At 50.3% G+C, this 21,349-nt stretch carries 4 protein-coding genes; all 4 read left to right on the top strand.

The features are described from left to right. On the top strand, nucleotides 1-3,023 hold a 3,023-nt coding region (locus ORJ00_RS18815), incomplete at its 5' end, for a condensation domain-containing protein (RefSeq protein ID WP_306140543.1). Between the two features lie 70 nt (nucleotides 3,024-3,093). After that, complete coding sequence (locus ORJ00_RS18810) at nucleotides 3,094-17,130, top strand: non-ribosomal peptide synthetase (protein WP_306140542.1); 14,037 nt, start codon at nucleotides 3,094-3,096, stop codon at nucleotides 17,128-17,130. Nucleotides 17,131-17,196: 66 nt separating this feature from the next. Continuing rightward, on the top strand, nucleotides 17,197-17,814 hold the full coding sequence (locus tag ORJ00_RS18805; protein ID WP_306140541.1) for a DUF6817 domain-containing protein: 618 nt from the start codon (nucleotides 17,197-17,199) through the stop codon (nucleotides 17,812-17,814). Between the two features lie 104 nt (nucleotides 17,815-17,918). After that, nucleotides 17,919-21,349: non-ribosomal peptide synthetase (locus ORJ00_RS18800; protein ID WP_306140540.1), on the top strand; the 3,431-nt coding region annotated here is incomplete at its 3' end.

Genomic DNA, 21,349 nt, shown 5'->3' with positions numbered 1-21,349 from the left:
ACGCCGACTACGCCGTCTGGCAACGCGCAAACATGGATGACCAGGCGCTGACTAAGGAGCTCAGTTACTGGCGAGAATATCTCGATGGCGCACCACAGATCCATGAACTGCCGCTCGATTTCGTTCGTCCGGCGCAACATCAGAGTGCTGGCGAGGTTGTCACATTTAACATCGACAGTATAGAACTGAACCGCTTGCAACAATTTGCCAATCAGCACCACGTTACCTTGTTTATGTTGCTGCAATCAGCCATTGCGACGTTTCTGAACCGTTGGAGTGGAACCGAAGACCTGGTATTAACGTCTCCGGCAGCCGGTCGTCATCACGAGCAGTTAGCGCCACTGATCGGCTTTTTCGTCAACTCCCAGATTTTTCGCTGTCAGCTGTCAAATAGCACCACCTTCCGGCAGCTATTACAGCAAAACCGGCAGGACACCATCCAAGCTTTTCCATTTCGGAATACCCCATTTGAAAACCTGGTAGACAGTTTGCAACCGATGCGGGATCTGGCCTACGCGCCAGTTTCACAAATAGTTTTCGCGTTGCAAAACAACGACCATGCTGAGCTGACTCTGCCTGATCTGGTGTTAACCCCCCTAGTGCAGGATGAATATCACATCAAGCATGATCTGGAGCTAATAGCCGAGCCGCTCCCGGATGGTTTATCATTCAACTGGGCTTTTGCCACCAGTTTGTTCAAACGAGCGACTATCGACATGCTGGCAACATCATTTCAGGCATATCTGTCTCAACTGATCACATCGCCTGACACACCAGTGCAGCAGATCAGTTTGTGGAGGGAGCAGGAACCGGCCAATCTTCCCGCTTTCGAGCTAAGTCTGGATGAATGCGCCGTTTACTGGCAAACCCGTTTAAAAGACCAGCTTTATGCCGTTTTGGACGTAAACTTACAACCACTTCCTGTCGGTGCTGTTGGTTGTCTGTATGTCCTACACAGTCATCAAGGCAGTCGTCAGTGGCAAAAAACCGGACAATGGGCCAGATATCTGACTTCGTGCAAGGTGCAATTGCTCGGTCAGGCCCAGCAGCTCCCTGCTAATTGGAGCCGTCAGGACGTTCTGACCGTCCTGACGGCTATGCTTGATTGCCCTCATGTTGAAGACTGTTATCTGCGCTTTGTCGCGGATGCAAAGGAAACTGTCACTCACGCCTATATTGCCGTCAACGCCGCTACCGAAGCCTTTAGCGCGCTGACACAACGCATCTGTGAACAGCTCACGCAGAGCCTGCCTGATAAGTTGCGGCCGCAGCATTTTATGTTACTCACCCAGTTGGAACGTGACGGAGCTGGTAATGTGCTCGAGGCCTGTTTACCGGCGCTTCAACAACAGCCCCAATTGGATAGAGCACTTAATGAAGCGGAGCACCAACTTGCTCAACTTTGGTGCGAATTACTGGCACTGGACAGCGTGAGTGCGACAGACAACTTCTTTAATTTAGGCGGAAACTCCCTGACAGCGGTGCGGCTTGAGTTTGCCGTAAAAACACAACTACAAGCGGATTTGTCCGTTAACGATATCTTCCGCTGTCCACAGCTGGCGCAAATGGCTATGTTGTTAAACGGCGCGGACAATGCCCTCACCCACGACATTATTGCCACTGCCGTCACAGGCGGACGCTACCCGGCATCTTTTGGTCAACAACGTATGTGGTTCGTGCATCAGTTAGACGGAAAAAGTCAACAATACCATATGTTTACCGCTTTAGAATTGACCGGTCAGGTCAATACCAATGCCCTAACATGGGCATTAGAACAAGTTATAACAAGGCATCAGATCTTACGCACCAGCTATACGGCTGACGAAAATAATCAGCTGCTGCAATGTGTTAACGAGCCAACACCTCTGGTTATGGAAACATCTGACCTGCGAGCACTCCCAGTGGCATTACAACAAGCGGCACTGGCAGAACAAGCAGGGCTTTTAGCAGCCCGCAGCTTTGACCTGAGCGTTGCTGAGATGCTGCGACCTGCGTTACTGCGACTTACTGATGATCAATTTGTCTTGTTTATCTGCATGCATCACATCGCATCTGACGGCTGGTCCATTGCATTGCTCAGCCGTGAGGTCGTCACCTTGTATCAGGATTTCTGTCAGGGAAATGATGTCAGCCTACCCGCCTTACCCATCCAGTTTGCCGATTTCAGCGCCTGGCAGCACCAGCAGCTAAAAGGCGAAACCCTGATAGCTCGGTTAAATTTCTGGCGACGTAAGCTGGCTGGCGCGCCGGTTGTTCATACCCTGCCAACGGATCGTCCCTATCCCGCTGTGCAGTCGTTCAGTGGCAGCCAGCTGTCGTTGCAATTGCCCGAAGCGCTGACGCAGGATATAAAACAGCTGTGTGCTGCAACAGATTGTAGCTTGTTTATGCTGTTGCAAAGCGCGTTTGCCCTGTTGCTGTCACACCATAGCCAACAAACAGATCTGGTCATTGGCAGTCCCATCTCCGGACGAACTCATAAGGATAGCGAACATCTCATTGGCTGTTTTCTTAATACGCTGACTTTCAGGTATCAGATTAATCCTGACTTGACCGTCCTGCAGTACCTGGCGAACTGCAGAAGCGAGATACTGGACGCTTTCCAACACCAGGATCTGCCATTTGATCTGCTGCTAGAGAACCTGCAGATCCCTCGAAGTATGCAGCACAATCCGGTGTTCCAGATCATGTTTGTCATGCAAAACAATCAACAAATGGCGTTAAACCTGCCGAATATCAGCATTCGCGAGTTGAGCATGCCGCAAAACATCAGCCAATGTGACTTATCGGTTAGTGCCTTTGAAGAACATGGTTGCCTCCGCATGGCCTGGACTTATGCCGACAGTCTGTTTGACGCAGAAAGAATTCAGAAGCTAGCTGAAAGCTATAGTCATTTACTGCAGCAGATGTGCACCAACCCGGCACAACCCATTGCCCGATTTTCGTGGATTGAACACAAGGTGCAGGACCGTCTGAAAGACCTACGCAACCGTTTCAAGTCGACATCCGGAACCCCTCAATAATTGCCGCTGATCGCAACGGCCTGTCAGGGCCTGCGATCGGATTAAAAATAGATTACAGGAACAAAAAAACATGAACAGTCACCGCCCATTATTATCGCCGATCCAATCGTCGCTGCTGCAGATCGCAACACACAGCCCCTTACCGGCGGTTAGCCTGATCACCGTCTATTGTCATCTGCCGCAAGGCAGCCAGTTGTTGCAGCAGCGTTTAATGCAGATCATTGCTCGGTTTTCTGTACTGCAGTGCCCAACGACTGCCGGGCTTACTGCGGCAAAGACGCAGGTCTTCACGCAGCAAGATTGGCGCGATCAAGACGTTGCGATGATAAGCAAACTGGAATCCGAACGACTGCAACTGGTTGCGCAAGCTGCAATGTCCGGCATAGTACTGGAGAGCAGCCAGATCGCCGAGCAGGAATATTGGGTTTGCCTTGCTGCACCGGTCAGTTGGGTCGACCAACAAAGCCTGTGCTTATTGCTTTCCCATCTGTTATCAGCAGAAGAAGCCGAACCTGACTGGCTGATTGAGCCGGTTTTGTATGCCGATGTCAGCAGTTGGCTAAATGACATTCAACAGGATGACGAGCTTGCCCAGACCCGGGAATTCTGGCATAGATTCGACGATCAGGCGCACTGTCGGGAAAACCTGCCGTTGTTTCGTTATCAGGACGACACTTGCGATGACTGGCAGGAATATGACCTTGATCTCGATGCTTTGCAGCCTGGATTACTACAATTTAGCCGCGAACATCAGACCGAACTTGCCGACGTAGTGACGGCAGCGGTACGCAGCTATCTGACCGGGCTGGATAAGCAGGCCATCCTGGCGCGACGAGAACACTTACGCCAGGACGAACTGAGCAATGTGATCGGCTGTATGAGTCAGATTTACCCTTCGTCCTTGCAAGGTAAAGCCGATGCGATAGTTGCTCTGCGTGCTGAGGTAGCAGCTAAAAATCAGGCTCAGCCCTGCCTGGAGTGTTACGTGCGCCCCTCAACAATGGCAGAAAAAAACCATGCTTTTGTGTTTAGTCAACTTACACTTGATGCTGTTCCAGGCGCCCGTTTGTCGCGCTTAAATGCGCCAATAGACGTCAGTCGTCTGCATTTTGTACTGGTAACACAGGCAGACTCACTGACACTGCGTCTGCAGTACAATCAGCGCGATCTGGATGCCTCTGCCGCTACGCTGATTGGTCGTAAAGTTAAGCAACTGTTGTGTCGCTGGCTGGGCATAACGCAGGATGTTCAGATCCCCCACATTTGCGGCAACGTGAGAGCTGCACAATATAATCATGTCCTAGACTGGTATCACGCACAAATTGCCAGTAATCAAGCACAAATCACGGAAGTGGCAGGGCGTCAGGTCTCTTTGCAAGAACTAGACAAAAGGGCCAACCAAATCGCGCATTCTCTTCGTGCACAAGGCATCGGTGATAATGACCGGGTTGCTCTGCACATGGAGCGTAGCGCGGACTTTATTTGTGCCATGCTGGCGGTTCTGAAGGCTGGCGCCTGTTATGTCCCCCTTGATACAAATTTACCCAAGGCCCGTGTGTTATCCATTTTAGACGACGCTGGGGTGAAACTGGTTTTTACCGACAGCGCCAACGGTTTTGATGGCGAACAGATTTATTCCCAGTTAGACGTCACGCAGTGCGAAACCACAGCACCAAAAGTTGAAATTGATGCAGAAAATCTGGCCTACGTGCTTTATACGTCAGGCTCAACCGGCATACCTAAAGGCGTAAAAATCAGCCATAGAGCGTTAAATAACCTGATGAGCTGGATGCTAAACAGCATTGATCTGGGTCCGACTGACAATATATTACAGAGCACCTCCATCAGCTTTGATGCTTCAGTTCGTGGGTATTGGTCAGCACTGTTGGCAGGCGCTAATATGGTCATCATCCCAACGCAGATGATCTACGACCTAAACGCTTTTAATCGTGTTCTGACCGACTACCACATCAGCGTCGCCCAAATGGTTCCATCGCTGATGAAAACCTTCCTTGACAGTCAAGAGCACATTGATACTCCAGCACTGCGTCACTGCTTCCTCGGCGGTGAAGCCCTTAGTAGCACCCTGGTTGATCAAGTAAAAAACCGTCTCGGCTGCACGGTTACAAATATGTATGGGCCGTCGGAATGCTGCGTCGTGTCGAGTTGTTTCCAACCAGCGAATAATCTGACACTAAATATTGTCCCTATTGGCTTACCAATTGACAACGTACACTATTTAGTGATTGACCGCGCGGGAAAGCCTGTAGACATCGGCGAAACTGGCGAACTCTGTATAGCGGGTCCCTGTTTGTTCTCAGGGTATCTTAATAACCCAGAACTGACGGAAAAAAGCTGTTTTACAGAGCCACAAAGTGGCCGCATTTATTACCGAAGTGGCGATTTGGTCCAACGATTGTGGGACGGCAATATCTTTTTTCTCGGGCGGATCGACCATCAAATCAAACGCAATGGTTACCGGGTTGAGCTAAACGAAATCAGCAGTTTGGTAGAAAAATCTGGCCTGGGACGTCAGGCTCAGTGCTTGTTTGACAAACAAAGCCAACAATTAAATCTGTTTGTGCTTGATGCGTCAGACAGCGAGGCTATCCGGCAACGGCTAACGGAAGCTTTACCGGACTATATGTTGCCAAACCAGATCATCACACTGGACGCATTTCCACGTCTGACGAATGGCAAAGTCGATCTGCAAAGTTTGCGTGAACTGGCAGCCAAGGCAGTTGAAGTTCCCTACCTGGCGCCAAATACTGCCAGTGAACTGGCTCTGGCTGGGATCTGGCAACAGGCGCTGTCACTGCCGCGGGTCGGCCGTCATGACGACTTTTTTCTGCTGGGTGGCCATTCGTTGCTGGCGATGAAAATTCTGACTCAGATCAATCAACGTTTTGACACCCGCCTTACCATCAGAGATATGTTTGCCAACACAACATTGCAAGCACTGGCTGCACTGATTGATGCCAGTGCCACGCAAAAGGCGGAGGTGATCCCGCTCGTAGATAAATCGCAACCTTTACCGCTGTCTTTTTCACAACAACGGCTGTGGTTCATCGAACAGCTCGGCAACGCCGGTAGTCAGTACAATATGCCGCTGGCTTTTGAGCTAAATGGCGAGCTCGACAAAGCCGCACTGCAGAAAACTCTGGATACAATTCTTGCGCGCCACGAAATTCTGCGCACCTGTTACCTGAACGATGCTGACGATCAGGGCTTGCAACACGTGATGCCTGCCGCACGCCTCCACATCGAAGAACTGTGTTTGTCCGACCTTTCAGGCTCACAACAGCAACAACAAGTGCAGCAACGGGCGCTGCTTGAAGCCCAAACCAGGTTTGACCTGAGCCGCGACATAATGCTCAGAGTCACGCTACTGAAACTGGCGGCCAGTAAACATATTATCCTGTTCACCTTGCATCATATTGCCGCCGATGGCTGGTCTTTAAGTTTGTTAACACGCGAATTTACCGCCCTTTACCAAGCTTTTCGTCAGGGACAACCTAACCCTCTAGCCGAACTGCCACTTCAATTTGCCGATTTTGCCCAGTGGCAGCGAAACTGGTTGCAAGGAGCCAACTTGCAGCAACAACTGTCTTACTGGCAGACGCAACTGCAAAACTTGCCGATCCTACATGATCTGCCGTTAGATGCGCCTCGACCGATGAAACAAAGTTTCGCCGGACGTTTGTACCAACATCCGCTAAGCAGCAGCCTGAGTCAGTCGCTGGAACACTTCAGTAAACAGCAGGGAGTGTCGTTGTTTATGCTGCTGGAAAGTGCATTTTCGCTACTGATAGCCCGCTACAGTAACGCCAAAGATGTGATAATAGGCACGCCGATAGCCAATCGTCCGCACGCAGATTTATCTGATTTACTGGGCTTTTTCCTCAACAACCTGGTACTACGACATGATTTTTCTCAGGACATCAGTTTCTCTGCATTCTTACAACGGAACAAACAACTGATCCTAGACGCATATGAACACCAGCATCTGCCATTCGAAATGCTTGTAGACGTACTACAACCGGAACGCACGCTGAGTCATACACCGCTGTTTCAGATTATGTTCACCCTGCAAAACAACGATACCATGGAACTGGTATTGCCGGATTTGGCAATCAAAGAAGTTCATGCCAGCCATCAAATTGCTAAATATGATCTTAGCCTGAGTATGAAAGCTGGGCCAAACGGCATTATGGCGACCTGGGAATACAATAGCGATATTTTTACCGAATCGACGATCAGCGCCTTGGCTGCGTCTTACGAAGTATTGTTACAACACCTCATCACAGCACCACAACAAAATCTGTCGGCGGTTGATATTTTATCTCCGAGTCAGCGCCAGGCGCTGCTGCAACACAACCAGACCCAGCTTGAATACGAGCCACAGCAACACATTCATCGCAAATTTGAACAGATGGCCAGCCAAACCCCGGACGCTACTGCACTGATATTTGCCGAGCAGCGTCTCACTTTTCAGCAACTGAACCAAAGTGCTAATCAGCTGGCGCATCATATACAAGCCCGAGGCGTGCAGCCTGGCGACGTTGTAGCCGTATGTCAGGAACGCAGCGTTGAACTGCTTATCAGCTTGTTTGCCATCTGGAAAGCCGGAGCCGCCTATCTGCCGCTGGATCCAGGTTATCCGGTAGACCGGCTGCAATATATGCTGGAAGACTCAGGTGCTACGGCAGTACTCAGCCAGTCCGATGTACTACCAATACTGGACACTCCTGAGGCTCTGACGCAGATTTGTGTCGATCAACTCACCAGCTGGTCGCACGAATCGCGCAGCGATCTGCCACTTAGTCAGACCAGCGATACGATGGCGTACATGATTTATACTTCAGGCTCAACCGGACGGCCCAAAGGGGTCATGGTGTCGCACCGGAATGTAGCCAATTTTTTTGCCGGCCTGACCGACAAGCTGGGACAACCTGGCGACCAGGCGACCTGGCTGGCTTCTACCAGTATTAGTTTCGATATCTCGGTTTTGGAATTATTCTGGCCTTTGTGCCAAGGCCATACCGTTGTATTGCAGCCTGAAAGACCCAAGCTTGTGAAAGAACATCGCAACCTTGATTTCAGCCTGTTTTACTTTGCAGCAGAGGAAGCAGGGGCAAATGGCGACAAATACGAATTACTACTTGAAGGTGCCCGATTTGCCGACGCCAATGGCCTGGCAGGAGTTTGGATCCCAGAGCGTCATTTTGCCAGCTTCGGTGATCAGTTTCCTAATCCATCGGTCGCCGCCGCCGCAGTAGCTGCAGTCACCCGCCGTATTACCATTCACTCGGGTAGTGTCGTTTTACCACTTCACGATCCGATCCGAGTTGCTGAAGAGTGGTCAATGGTAGATAACCTGTCAAAAGGACGGGTACAGTTATCGATGGCGTCAGGTTGGCACCCCAACGATTTTGTTCTGGCACCGGATAATTTCCAGCACCGCTTCGACGTTATGTGTCAAGGTATCGAACAAGTGCAGCGTTTGTGGAGGGGGGAAAGTATTACCCGCACCAACGGGGTTGGCAAACCGATCGACGTACAGTTGCACCCACAACCCGTTCAAACAGAACTACCGATATGGATCACCGCCGGAGGAAACCCGGAAACGTTCCGCTATGCGGGCAGAACCGGAGCACATATTCTTACCCACATGCTAGGGCAGAGTCAGCAGGAACTAGCAGACAAAGTCGCCATCTATCGCGAAGCCAGGGCTGCAGCCGGTCTGGATCCGCAGAGTGGAAAAGTAGCAGTGATGATGCACACCTTTATTGGCGATGACCTGACATCGGTGAAAAACATCGTCGAACAACCGTTTAAAAACTACCTGCGTCATTCACTTAGCTTGCTGCAACCGTTGGCGAAAGAGCTAGATCTGGATTTTGACAGCGATCTGGATGCCTTGCTTGATATTGCTTTTAACCGCTATTTCCACAGCAGTGCACTGTTTGGCGATCTGGATACCTGCATGCAACGTCTGCAGGCGTTGGTTGACGCTGGCGTCGATGAAATTGGCTGTTTGATTGATTTTGGCATCGACCATAAAACCACTTTGGCTCACCTGCCTTTCATCACCACACTGCAGCAAAAAATGCGGCAGCTCCGGGCGCAACAGGCGCTGCTGGCCAAACGTCTGCATGTACATTGGGATCAAGCCGCACTTATCCGTCAGCATCAAATATCTCACTTGCAATGCACCCCCTCTTATGCCCGGGAAATGCTAGCCGATACTGACATCCGCCAAGCTATGCAAGGGTTAAAACAACTGTTGGTAGGTGGTGAAGCGCTGTCTAGAGAGCTGGCTCAGGACCTGACATCCGTCGTAGCTGGCCAGGTGTTTAATATGTATGGCCCTACAGAAACAACAGTATGGAGCAGTATTTCAGTAGTCACGGGTAACGACGTACAGATTGGTGGCCCAATGGCCAATACCCGGTTTTATGTTTTGAACGAATCAATGCAAATGGTTCCTGCCAACACCCCTGGTGAACTCTATATCGGTGGCGACGGCGTGTCTCTTGGTTACCACCAACAGGAGCAACTAACCAAAGAGCGTTTCGTTGCCAATCCGGTTGAGGGCGAACCGGGTCTAATTTACAAAACCGGCGATCTGGTAAGCTGGCTGACGAGCGGCCAGCTGCGTTACCTTGGTCGTGATGACTATCAACTCAAGATCCGAGGTTTTCGCATTGAACCCGGCGAAATTGAAAGTGCCTACCTGAGTCATCCACAGGTACAACAAGCTGTGGTTGTCGCCTCTGGCGAACTGTTACTAGCCTATTTGGTTATTAACAATGCTTTGCAATCAGACAGCCTGGATGAACAGCTGCAATCTCATGTCAGGGTCAGACTGCCTGAGTTTATGGTGCCGGCGGCCATTATCCGCATGCAGGAGATGCCACTGACCCCGAATGGCAAAATTGATCGCAAATCCCTACCCAAACCAACCGAAATTCAGCAGCAACAGGGAGTGTACCGGGCGCCTGAAACCATTATTGAGCAACAGCTATGTGAAATTTGGCAGCAAGTGTTAGGTGTAGCGCAAATTGGCATCAACGATAATTTCTTTAAAGTTGGCGGGGATTCAATTCTGTCTATCCGGGTGGTAGCACGGAGTGCAAAACAAGGGCTAAAGTATTCCACACAGCAGTTGTTTGAGCATCAGACCATTCAATCGCTGGCCCCGCATGTCAAAGCAGAACAGGCACAACATGCCTGTCAGCAACCCAGTGAAGGTATGCAAGCATTGCTGCCAATGCAGAAATGGTTCCTTAACGATCCGGACAACACCGACAGGTCCTATTTCAACCAATCGGTATTGCTGGCAGCACCTGAAGCATTAACTCTCCCGATGCTACGACAGATGCTAACGGCGGTGTTACAGCGGCACGATGCACTAAGGCTGCGTTTTACCCGCTCACAGGAACAATGGCAGGCTGAGTATCAGTCTTTAAATGCCTCGCTGCCGGATACCAGTATCAGTCTGTTTGAATACCAGGCAACTGACCAGGATCAGTGCCAGCAAATTTTCCAACAACATGGCTCCGTGGTTAAAGATGGGCTCGATATAGAGCAAGGCCAGTTGCTGGCGGCATGTCTGTTCCGTCAGCAGAATAGTGGCGAACAACACATCTTATTGACCATTCATCATCTGGTTATTGATGGTATTTCCTGGCGTATCTTGCTCGGTGATCTGCAACTGGCGTATCAACAACTACAGACCGGCCAGCCCGTTCAGCTCGGCGATAAAACCGCCTCGCTGCAGCAATGGAGTCATGCCTTGCAACAGCTTGCCAGTGGAGCAGTGCAGGTACAACGGGAATATTGGTTGGCAGAACTGCGCAAACCCGTACCGCCTATCACTGAGCAAAACCCGGCAGTAACCGATAACCGAGTTGCCATGAGCCGGGACATCAGTTTCAGCCTGACTGAGCAGGAAACCGAAACATTGCTAACTCGTTGTCATCAGGCTTACAACACCGACATCAACGAATTGCTGTTAAGCGCGCTGTATCGGGGGCTCAGAACCTGGTGTGGCAACACCGCATTCCGGATTGATATGGAAGGCCATGGCCGCGAGCATATCGCCGATCAACTGGATATCAGCGATACCCTGGGTTGGTTTACCAGCCTGTATCCACTGACCTTAAAAGTAGACGACTGGCAGGACTCCGATCCCGCTTCAACTATTATGCAAATCAAAGAGCTCTGCCGTGCAGTACCGCAAAAAGGGTTGGGCTTTGGCTTGCTGCGTCAGCTAACCGAAGACGCTGAACTGGTTAAACAATGCCAGGGCAATGAATCGGCGATCCTGTTTAACTATCTTGGCCAGTTTGACGAGCAACAGGAGCAAGGCGCATTTAGCTTTAGTCGCCTTAACAGCGGAGCCAATGTCAGTCCAAACCGACAACGAATGCATCAGTTCAGTTGCACCAGCCTGGTGAATCAGGGCTGCTGCCACGTCACCCTGGGCTATAACAGCGCAAGCTTCGATGCTGCGCAGGTGCAACAGCTGATGAACCATATTCGGCAAGCCTTGCTGGACATTCTGCAGCATTGCCAACAACGTGTCACAGCGCAATTTACCCCCAGCGACTTCCCGTTGCTGAACATCAGTCAGACACAAATAAGCGAACTGCAACAGCAATTTCCTACCATGTGCGATCTGTATCCGTCAAGCAGCCTGCAACGCGGATTGTTGTTTCATAGCCGGCTGGAAAAAAGTGCTTATGTGACTCAAATAGACTTTAGCCTGAATGGCGAGCTGAACATTGAACTATTTGCCCAGGCATGGCAGCAGGTCTTAGCGCAGAAAGACATTTTCCGTACTGCCTTTGTTGGCAGCGATTTTCATCAGTTACTGGTTAGTGAAGGGCAGTTCAACTGGCAACTGATTGACTGGCAGCATTTGTCCTCTGTAGAGCTCGACAAGCACTACCGGCAATTTATGCATGACGATAAACAGGCAGGTTTCGAACTGGATAAACCCAGTCTGATCCGAGTTGCGTTATTTCGCCTCGCACCACAACAAGCCAAAATTTTATTGACATATCACCACGCGCTGATGGATGCCTGGTCACAACCATTGATTCTTAATGATGTGATGACCTGCTATCAAGCACTGCTACAGGGCAAACATGCCACATTATCTTATGCCCCCTACAAGCACTATTTGGCATGGCTGCAACAACAGGATATGACACAAGCCTTAACGTACTGGCAGCATGAAGTGGGTGAACTGGCTCATCCCACAGCGCTGGATCTGGAACAGTTCTCGCAACACAACGAGGGTTTTGGCCCTCGCCAGTTGACCCGCACTTTGGTCCCTGATGCCACCGCAGCAATATTGCAGTCGGCGCAAAAGTACCAGGTAACGCCGAACACGCTAATTCAGGCCGCCTGGGCTTATCTGCTGCACCGCTATAGCGGTGATGAGCAGGTGATCTTTGGTGAAACCAGCGCAGGTCGTCCGGCTGAATTGGACCAGGTTGAGCATATTGCCGGCCTGTTTATTAATACCTTGCCGGTTCGGGTCAGTATTCAGCGCGGGCAATCGCTGCAACACTGGCTGCAAGGCATTCAAAAACAAAGTCTGGAGCGAGTTCGCTACAGTTATGTGCCACTACCGGATATCCAAAAACAAAGTCGCATGAACAGCCGTATGGCTATGTTTGATACCTTAATTGCATTTAACAACCTGCCGCTGGCAGAGGCGCTGAATGACAATATACAACAGCATGCCCTGCAACTCAGCGATGCAGGCGGCGATGAACAGACCAACTATGGACTGACCCTTAGCATCAGTCTTAACAACCAACTGACCTGCCGCCTAGGCTACCGCGCTGAACAGTTTAATTCGACGGCGGTATCAGCCTTACTGGAGCACTTTGTTTTAATCCTGTCCAGCTTTGCTACGGCAGATAACTTGTCCGACTTGCCTTTTTTCGATGCTGAGCAACACGCCATCATCAAAACAGGACATCAGTTGCAGTGCGACGCTGCGCTACAACTTGCGCTAGCGTCCGCCCCGTCGAACCTGACGCAACTGGGTCTGCATGTGCTTAATCGGCAATATCAGGCTGTCAGTTACGATCAATATGGAGAGCTCTTTGTAACAGCAAGCCCGCAGTTAACTTTAGCAGCGGATCGGTTTGCGCCATGTCACGATGTAACAAGTACCGATATCTGTCTGCTCGACCGTCAGCTTTACCGTACTGGTCTTCTGGTGAAAAAGAACCAGTATAACCAGCTAACGTTTATCGCTCACTGCAAAGACATGTTGAGTCTCGGCGGTGTCGTCGCCAGTCTACAGCAGGCGACAGATATTTTATTGCTGCAACCAGTGATAAGTGATGCTTTTCTGATGCTGGATCAGGAAAAAAATCAGCTGTTTGCTTATGTCGTCGCCAATGAGCCGGATTATGAAGAACACACGCTGCGCGCTTTTGTCAGAGACTGTCTGGCGAGTCGTTTGTCTTATGCCTGGCAGCCACAGGCTATTGCTGTGGTGCCCGGTATAGAGCGGGATCGGGACGGCCAGGTCCGGCAGGAATTACTGCCGCAACTGACAGATTCGACAGCTGAGAATCGGACTTGCTTACAAAGCGACACAGAGCTTCGCCTTGCGCAGATCTGGTGTGAACTCCTGGCCTTGGAGCAAGTAAATGCCAACGACAACTTTTATGATTTGGGCGGAAATTCACTCACTGCGGTTAGGCTTGAATTTGCCATCTCGCAACAATTTTCGGTACAGGTTAGCATCACCGATTTATTCGGACATCCGCAGCTATTTGATCAGGCCCGTCTGATCGACACGCAAACCCGCAGCGGTTATGACAATCAAATCAGCGCCGTTGCGGCGACAATGACCGAACTGCCGCTGTCATTTGCTCAGCACCGCCTCTGGTTTGTTGACCAGCTGGATCCAGGCAGTGAGCAGTACAACATGCCAATTGCCTTTGAACTCGCAGGTAAGTTAGATTTACTGGCGCTGCAGCGGGCATTGCAAACGATTGTTGAACGTCATCAAATCCTGCGCACCTGCTATGCCCTCAATGATCAAGGTATTGCGGTGCAAAAGATCCAGCCTGTCACCAGCGTTCCTATAGATATCATTGACCTGCAACCCCTGTCGGGTGCGGAACAGGACAATAAAACCCAGCAACTGCTGGAGCAAAACGCGAAACGCAGCTTTGACCTCAACCGTGATCTGATGCTACGGGTTCTCCTGGTCCAACAAAGTGAGCAGCGTTATACCTTGTTGTTGACACTACACCATATTGCAGCTGACGGTTGGTCGATTGGCGTACTGATCCGGGAATTCTCCAGTCTCTATCGCAGTTTTAGTACCGGCACCACATCAGCGTTACCAGCATTACCTGTGCAATATGCAGACTTTGCTTACTGGCAGCAGCAACCACAACAAATTACGGCCATTCAAAAACAGTTAGATTACTGGACCCACCAACTGGCAAAATTACCGCAAGTACATAGTTTACCTCTGGATAAAAGACGCCCGGAAATCCAAAGCATCCGAGGTGCCGCGGTCTCCAGCCAGCTGGACTTAAGCCTCACTCAACAATTGAAAGCTCTCAGTCGCAAGCATGACGCCACTCTGTTTATGACCCTGCAAGCGGCATTTGCGGCCTTGTTGTCCCGTTATAGTAATGAGCATGACATCGTGGTTGGCACACCAATAGCTAATCGCAGGCAGCAAGCAACAGAACATCTCATCGGCTTTTTTGTCAACACACTGGTGCTGCGGACCGACCTCTCAGCCAACCCTAACTTCACCAGTTTACTGGCACAGGTGAAGAGCCATACCCTGGCAGCATTCGCTCATCAGGATGTCCCATTTGAGATGTTAGTTGAAACCTTGCAGCCTGAACGAAGTTTAAGCCATACGCCGTTATTTCAGGTCATGTTCTCTTTACAGAACAACGATCTTGGTGATATGCAACTGCCAGGGCTGCAGTTAAGCCCGGTACAACAGACCGAACCTGTGGCCAAATTCGATCTGAGTCTGAATGCTGAGGAGACTGAACAGGGCTTATACCTGAGCTGGGAATACTGCAGCGATTTATTCTGCGAAACCACGATCGCATCGATGGGGCGTCAGTTCGTGCAGTTACTGCAAAGTATTCTACAAGACCAGGCAACCCCACTGACACAGCTATTTCGCTTACCAAGTCCGGAGCAGGTTCAGGTTGACCTGATGAATGACACTCAGGCAGTTTATGTTGAGTCATTGTGTGCCCATCAGCTGTTTGAACAATATGCCGCCTCTACTCCGCATAAGGTGGCGCTGGTGCAGGATGAAACCAGTCTCAGTTACCAGCAGCTTGATTGCATGGCAAACCAGCTGGCACACCATCTGCGAGCGCAGGGCGTCACTGCAAATTCGCTGGTGGGCTTGTGTATGAACCGCAATACACAAATGCTGATCGCATTACTGGCCATTCTGAAGGCTGGTGGCGCCTACCTGCCGATCGATCCTGATTACCCACAAAGCCGCATTGACCATATGGTCAATGATGCCGCTATCAGCCTGGTACTAACCGAACAACAGCTGTTAGCGCGATTCAGTGAACTGGCTGTCACTTGCCTTTGTTGTGACGATGAAGTCTTGCTGGCACAAACCGGATTGCTGTCTGAACTGCCGCTTGACACCATCGTTACCCCGGAAGACCTGATGTATGTGATTTACACCTCAGGCTCGACTGGCAAACCCAAAGGCGTAATGATAAGCCAGCGGAATATCATGTCCTACCGCGAAATCATTCGGCAGGATTATGCCATTTCCGCTGAAGACCGAGTCTTGCAGTTCTCATCAGTCTCCTTTGACATGTTTGTAGAGGAACTGAGTGCATCTTTGTTCAGTGGCGGCACTCTGATCCTGCGGAATGATGCAGTCATGGCTGGTGGACTCAGCTTTTGGGCATTTATTAAACAGCACGACATCTCGGTTATCTGCCTACCCACCGCGTTTTGGCACCAGTTGTGTACCGACGACAGTCTGATCATGGCCAGAGAAACGCTGTTGCGGACCGTTACTGTAGGTGGGGAGGCGATGAACCGCCATGCTGCGCAGCTTTGGCACACGCAGCTTGGCGCGCAGGTTACAGCCTTCAATACCTACGGGCCAACTGAAACAACCATTATCGCTAGCATCTTCGATCTTGCCCAACTGCAGGAACACCACGTTGAGGTACCTGTTGGCCTGCCAGCTCGCAACACCAGGTTGTATATTCTCGACGCTCAGCAACGGCCGGTTCCGGTAGGAGCGGTGGGAGAACTTTGTATTGCAGGGGATCGTGTCGGCAAAGGTTACCTGAATCAGCCTGAGCTTACGGCCAGCAAATTCCTGCCGGAACCCGGACAGAGAAATAGCCTGATGTACCGTTCAGGGGATTTGGTACGTTTCCTGCCTGATGGCCAGATTGCCTTCGTTGGCCGCGTCGACGAACAGGTGAAGATCCGCGGTTATCGGATCGAGCTCAGTGAAATAGAGCACCACTTGCAGGCTCACGACCAGATTCAGCAAGCACTGGTGATGGCGATAGATGCACCGTCAGGCGATAAGCGTCTGGTTGCCTATATCACCACGAAAAAAGCAGTACAACAAGATGTGTTACTACTGAGCCTCAAGTCGATGTTACAGCAACAGCTGCCACAGTTTATGCTGCCATCGGCATATACCGTGCTGTCGCACATACCGCTAAACGGCAATGGAAAAATTGATAAAAGTGCGCTGCCGGCCCCTGATTTTTCTCAGCTACAACACGCTTATATTGCGCCAAAAACCGACGTCGAACTGCAATTATGCCAAATGTGGCAGCACTTGCTCGGTCTGGAACAGGTGGGCATCGATGACAATTTCTTTGAAATTGGCGGCCATTCTCTTTTGGTCACCCGACTTATTTCTGAAATTCGCCAGACCTTTAACCTGAATATTCCCATTAAAACATTGTTCAGCCTGCAAACGGTTGGTCAGCTGGCGTCTTATATCGACAGCGAAACCCAATTGAATCAGGGGATTGGTATTGGCCAGACCACCGACGGTGACAACAGCGAAGAATGGGAGCTGTAACCCTTAATCGAGACAACTACCTGGCCGCAGCCTGTACTGTGGCCAGCAAATGCCAAGGATACTCTAATGATTAATCTACAACCTACTGTTTCCACGCAACAACGCATTGCTTTTTTGCGAGAACATGAAGCGCAGGACATCTCCCATTCTGGACGTGACCTGCTGACACATTTACAAGGGACCCATGACATTCTACAGCGCTGGCAACTGCCAGAGAGCCTCTGCCTAGCTGGATTGTTTCACAGTGTTTATGGCACCGATGGTTTTACCAAACAACCGGTTGCCTTGCATAAACGCAAGCAAGTCCAACAGTTAATTGGTGATGAAGCAGAGCATCTGGTGTACCTGTTTTGCTGTATTCGGCGCATTACGCTGTTTGACGGCAAAGGTGCTGCCGGCGTTCGCTTTCGCGCAGGCTATCAGACCTATGAAATTTCGCAGGATGAATTCAGTGCTTTGCTGCACCTAGAATACGCCAACACCCTTGAACAATGTGGTGAATTAGGTTTTTTGGGCCGCTTTGTAAAAAACAAGGTCGGTTCCAGATGGCTTGAACTGAAGCACTTACTTAGCCAAGCCTGCAATACAGAGCTTGCACAGGTGTTTAAAAACGCTGGCAAGGTGCAATTACAGTTCCTGATCTTTGAGCCTGTATTCTGGCTGATACGCAAGCTTAAAGCATAAACGGAGCAACCGATGCTACCTGCCACCCAAAGTCGCCTAAGGCGAGGAATCAGAGTCGTTCCAAGAGTCTGTTACCTGACCGGGGCCCAAAAGAAGATACGATTATGCACAATGACGATATCAAGGCGCTGCTGCTTTCTCTTGTTAAGCTAGGCATCAATTTTTCGTTGGAAGCGGATCAGAAACTGATCCTGAAAGGAGACTTGAGCAAGCTAGACGAGCCTAACAGACTTCTGCTGAAAACGCACAAAGAAGCCATCAAAGCCTATATTCGTCAGCGCCAACAACAATCGCAACTGCAGATAACTAAACGTCGGAATTCCGGTCCGGCACCTCTTTCTTTTGCCCAGCAACGACTTTGGCTCATTGATCAACTTGAAGAAAACCGGCACCAGTACAATATGTTGTTTGCACTGACGCTAAGCGGTGATTTTGACCGGAATCTGCTGCAACAAACGATGGATTGCATTCTAAGCCGGCATGATATTTTGCGGACCTGTTACCTTACTGACGAAGACGGCCAGCCATTGCAACAGGTGCAACCTGCCAGTTCGGTTCCGGTGCGATACGTCGACTTCAGTTCCCTGAGCGAGCCTGACGCCCAGCAACGCAGTCGAGACATAGCCATACAAGACGCCAGTCAACCTTTTGATCTCAGCCAGGACATCTTGTTAAGGGTTACCTTGATAAAATGGTCTGATCAAAGCCATATTTTACTACTCAATATGCACCATATTGCCTCGGATGGCTGGTCTATGGGTGTGTTAAGCGAAGAATTTATTACGTTGTATCATAGCTTTCATCAAGGGCTGGACAACCCGTTACCGCCGCTGGCAATTCAATATGCAGATTATGCCTGCTGGCAGCGGGAGTGGCTGCAAGACCAGGAATTGACCAGACAACTGGACTACTGGCGCGCGCAACTGGCCGATTTACCCGGTTTACACAGCTTGCAACCAGATACCCCGCGGCCTAAGCAACAATCTTTTCGCGGCGCTGTCCATATTTCACAACTTGATGCAACCTTGTGCAATGCGTTACAACAACTAAGCCGAGCTCACGATGTAACCCTGTTCATGACGCTGCAAGCTGCTTTCAGTCTATTGTTATCGCGCTTCTCTAACAACCATGACATTGTGCTTGGAACCCCGATTGCAAACCGTACCCAGGCAGAACTCACTCCATTGATCGGTTGTTTTCTAAATACGCTGGTATTGCGAAACGACTTGTCTGGTAATCCCGCGTTTACCGACTTGCTGGCGCGCACTAAAAAAATGACACTGGATGCTTACGAACATCAGCACGTACCGTTTGACATGCTGGTGGACAAACTACAGCCGGCACGCAGCAATAGTTATGCTGCGCTCTACCAGATTATGTTTGTGTTGCAAAACAACAGCCAGCGTGAAGTATCATTGCCGGATCTGACCGTTGCTCCTTTTGACTATGACTTTAAAGTTGCCAAATACGATATTCACCTGGCAATGGAAGAAAATGCGACCGGGTTACAAGCTACCTGGACTTATTGTGCCGACCTGTTTGAGCCTGAAACCATCCGGGTCTTTGATCAGCACCTTCATCAGTTGCTGTCAGCTATTGTTACCACCCCAGAGCAAAACATTCAGCAGCTGGCATTGCTACCGGAAGCCGCCAAGCGGCAGTTACTCTCAGCAGCGCAAATGAGCACCACCGAAGTAGCACTTGAGCAGCATGTCCTAGCCAAACTGGATGCTTATGCACAAGCGTGTCCACAAGCGATAGCGCTGCGATGTCAGGAACAGCAACTGACCTATCTACAATTACAGGAAAAAACCAACCGCCTGGCTCACTATCTGCAAGAAGATGGCATGCAGCCAGGTGACCGCGTTGGTCTATATTTCGAGCGTTCCATCCATTTTATGGTGTCGATGCTGGCCGCATTACGGGCCGGTTTGTGTTATGTCCCGTTTGAACCCAAAAACAGCAAGGATCGCTTAAGCCACATTATCCAGGATGCAGACATCACGTTGGTGTTAGTGCAATCCTCGTTGCTGCCGAACCTGCCAGTTGCCGGTATTGACGTACTGCAGATGGATGACGTGCTGGACGAAAGCTGGCTAACGGAATATCCAGCTACAGCACCAGACACTGCCTGCTGTCAGCCAGATGATACCGCCTATATAATATATACATCGGGTTCAACCGGTCAGCCTAAAGGTGTCGAGGTAACTCACCGGGCGTTGATGACATACTTGCAGCATGGCATAGACCACTATTTCACTAGTCAGCTGCAGGGCTCGATGGTACTAACGTCGCACGGTTTTGATCTGAGCATTCCCAGCCTTTACCTGCCGCTGTTGACTGGAGGAGAAGTTAATCTGCTCCCTGCTCAATGGCAACTGGATGATATCGCCGATGAACTAAAGCAATGCAGTCATCACTATTTATTACGCATGACACCAGAACATGCTCAGGGATTGCTCAGCTTACTTCCAGAAGACCAGAACTGCACAAATCAGCACGTTATGGTAATAGGTGGTTCCGAATTTCCGCTGAAACTGGCGCGACAGCTACAACAACAGTTTCCAAATAGTCAGATTTATAACCATTATGGCCCGACAGAAACGGTCGTTGGCTGTGTCATGTTCGACGTTAGTACTAACTTATCTCACCTGGAGCACCAGGTTCCGCTGGGGCGGGCAATGGATAATGTAAGGTTGTACGTGTTAAACGAACAGCAACAGCTGGCACCACCGGGAGCATTGGGTGAATTATGTATTGGTGGTATGCGACTAGCCAAAGGATATCTGAATAACCCTGAATTTACGGCGGAAAAGTTTATCGCCAATCCTTTTGTCAACGGTGAGCGATTGTACCGCAGCGGTGACTTAGTCAGGCGTCTGCCAGATGGTAATCTGGTCTTTATGGGTCGGGTCGACCACCAGCTTAAAATTCGTGGTTTTCGGGTTGAACCGGGTGAGATTGAACAGCAAGCCTTGCAAACAGCAGGCGTTAAGCAGGCCCTGGCTCTGATCCGGGATCCGAAGCAGAGCCAATCACTACTGCTTTATGTTGTAGCCGAAGATGTGGCAGCAATGGCCAGCGGCCAACTACAGCAAAGTGTGGTGCAACGGTTACAGGCCAGCCTGCCAGATTATATGCAACCAGATCATGTCATCGTACTGGACTTCCTACCCCTGACAGCCAGTGGCAAGGTGGACAGAAAGAATCTGCCGGCAGGCGATGCGACTGTAGTTCAAAAAACAATGCCTGAAACTGAGACTGAACTGGCTATCGCCAACATCTGGCAAACATTGCTTGGCATTGAACACCCCGGCGCTGACCAGTCATTTTTTGCTCTGGGTGGTCATTCACTACTACTGACCCGCCTTGTCAGTACCCTGAACCAACAGTTTTCCGTGTGCTTAAAAATTAAAGATATTTTTGAACACAACACCATTGCCCGCCAGGCCCTGCTAATTGCCCAGGCCGACCAGGCTCAGCAGGTGCTCATTCCAACCTGTGACCACGACCGGCCTCTGCCGCTGTCTTTTGC

Source organism: Rheinheimera baltica, assembly GCF_030731985.1.
Classification (GTDB): Bacteria; Pseudomonadota; Gammaproteobacteria; order Enterobacterales; family Alteromonadaceae; genus Alishewanella; species Alishewanella baltica.
The sequence above is the reverse complement of the archived record's forward strand: the minus strand, read 5'-3'. Positions and strand labels throughout refer to the sequence as shown.

Coding starts and splice junctions, on each gene's coding strand:
- ORJ00_RS18810 (WP_306140542.1), top strand. CDS start 3,094: ATGAACAGTCACCGCCCATTATTATCGCCGATCCAATCGTCGCTGCTG.
- ORJ00_RS18805 (WP_306140541.1), top strand. CDS start 17,197: ATGATTAATCTACAACCTACTGTTTCCACGCAACAACGCATTGCTTTT.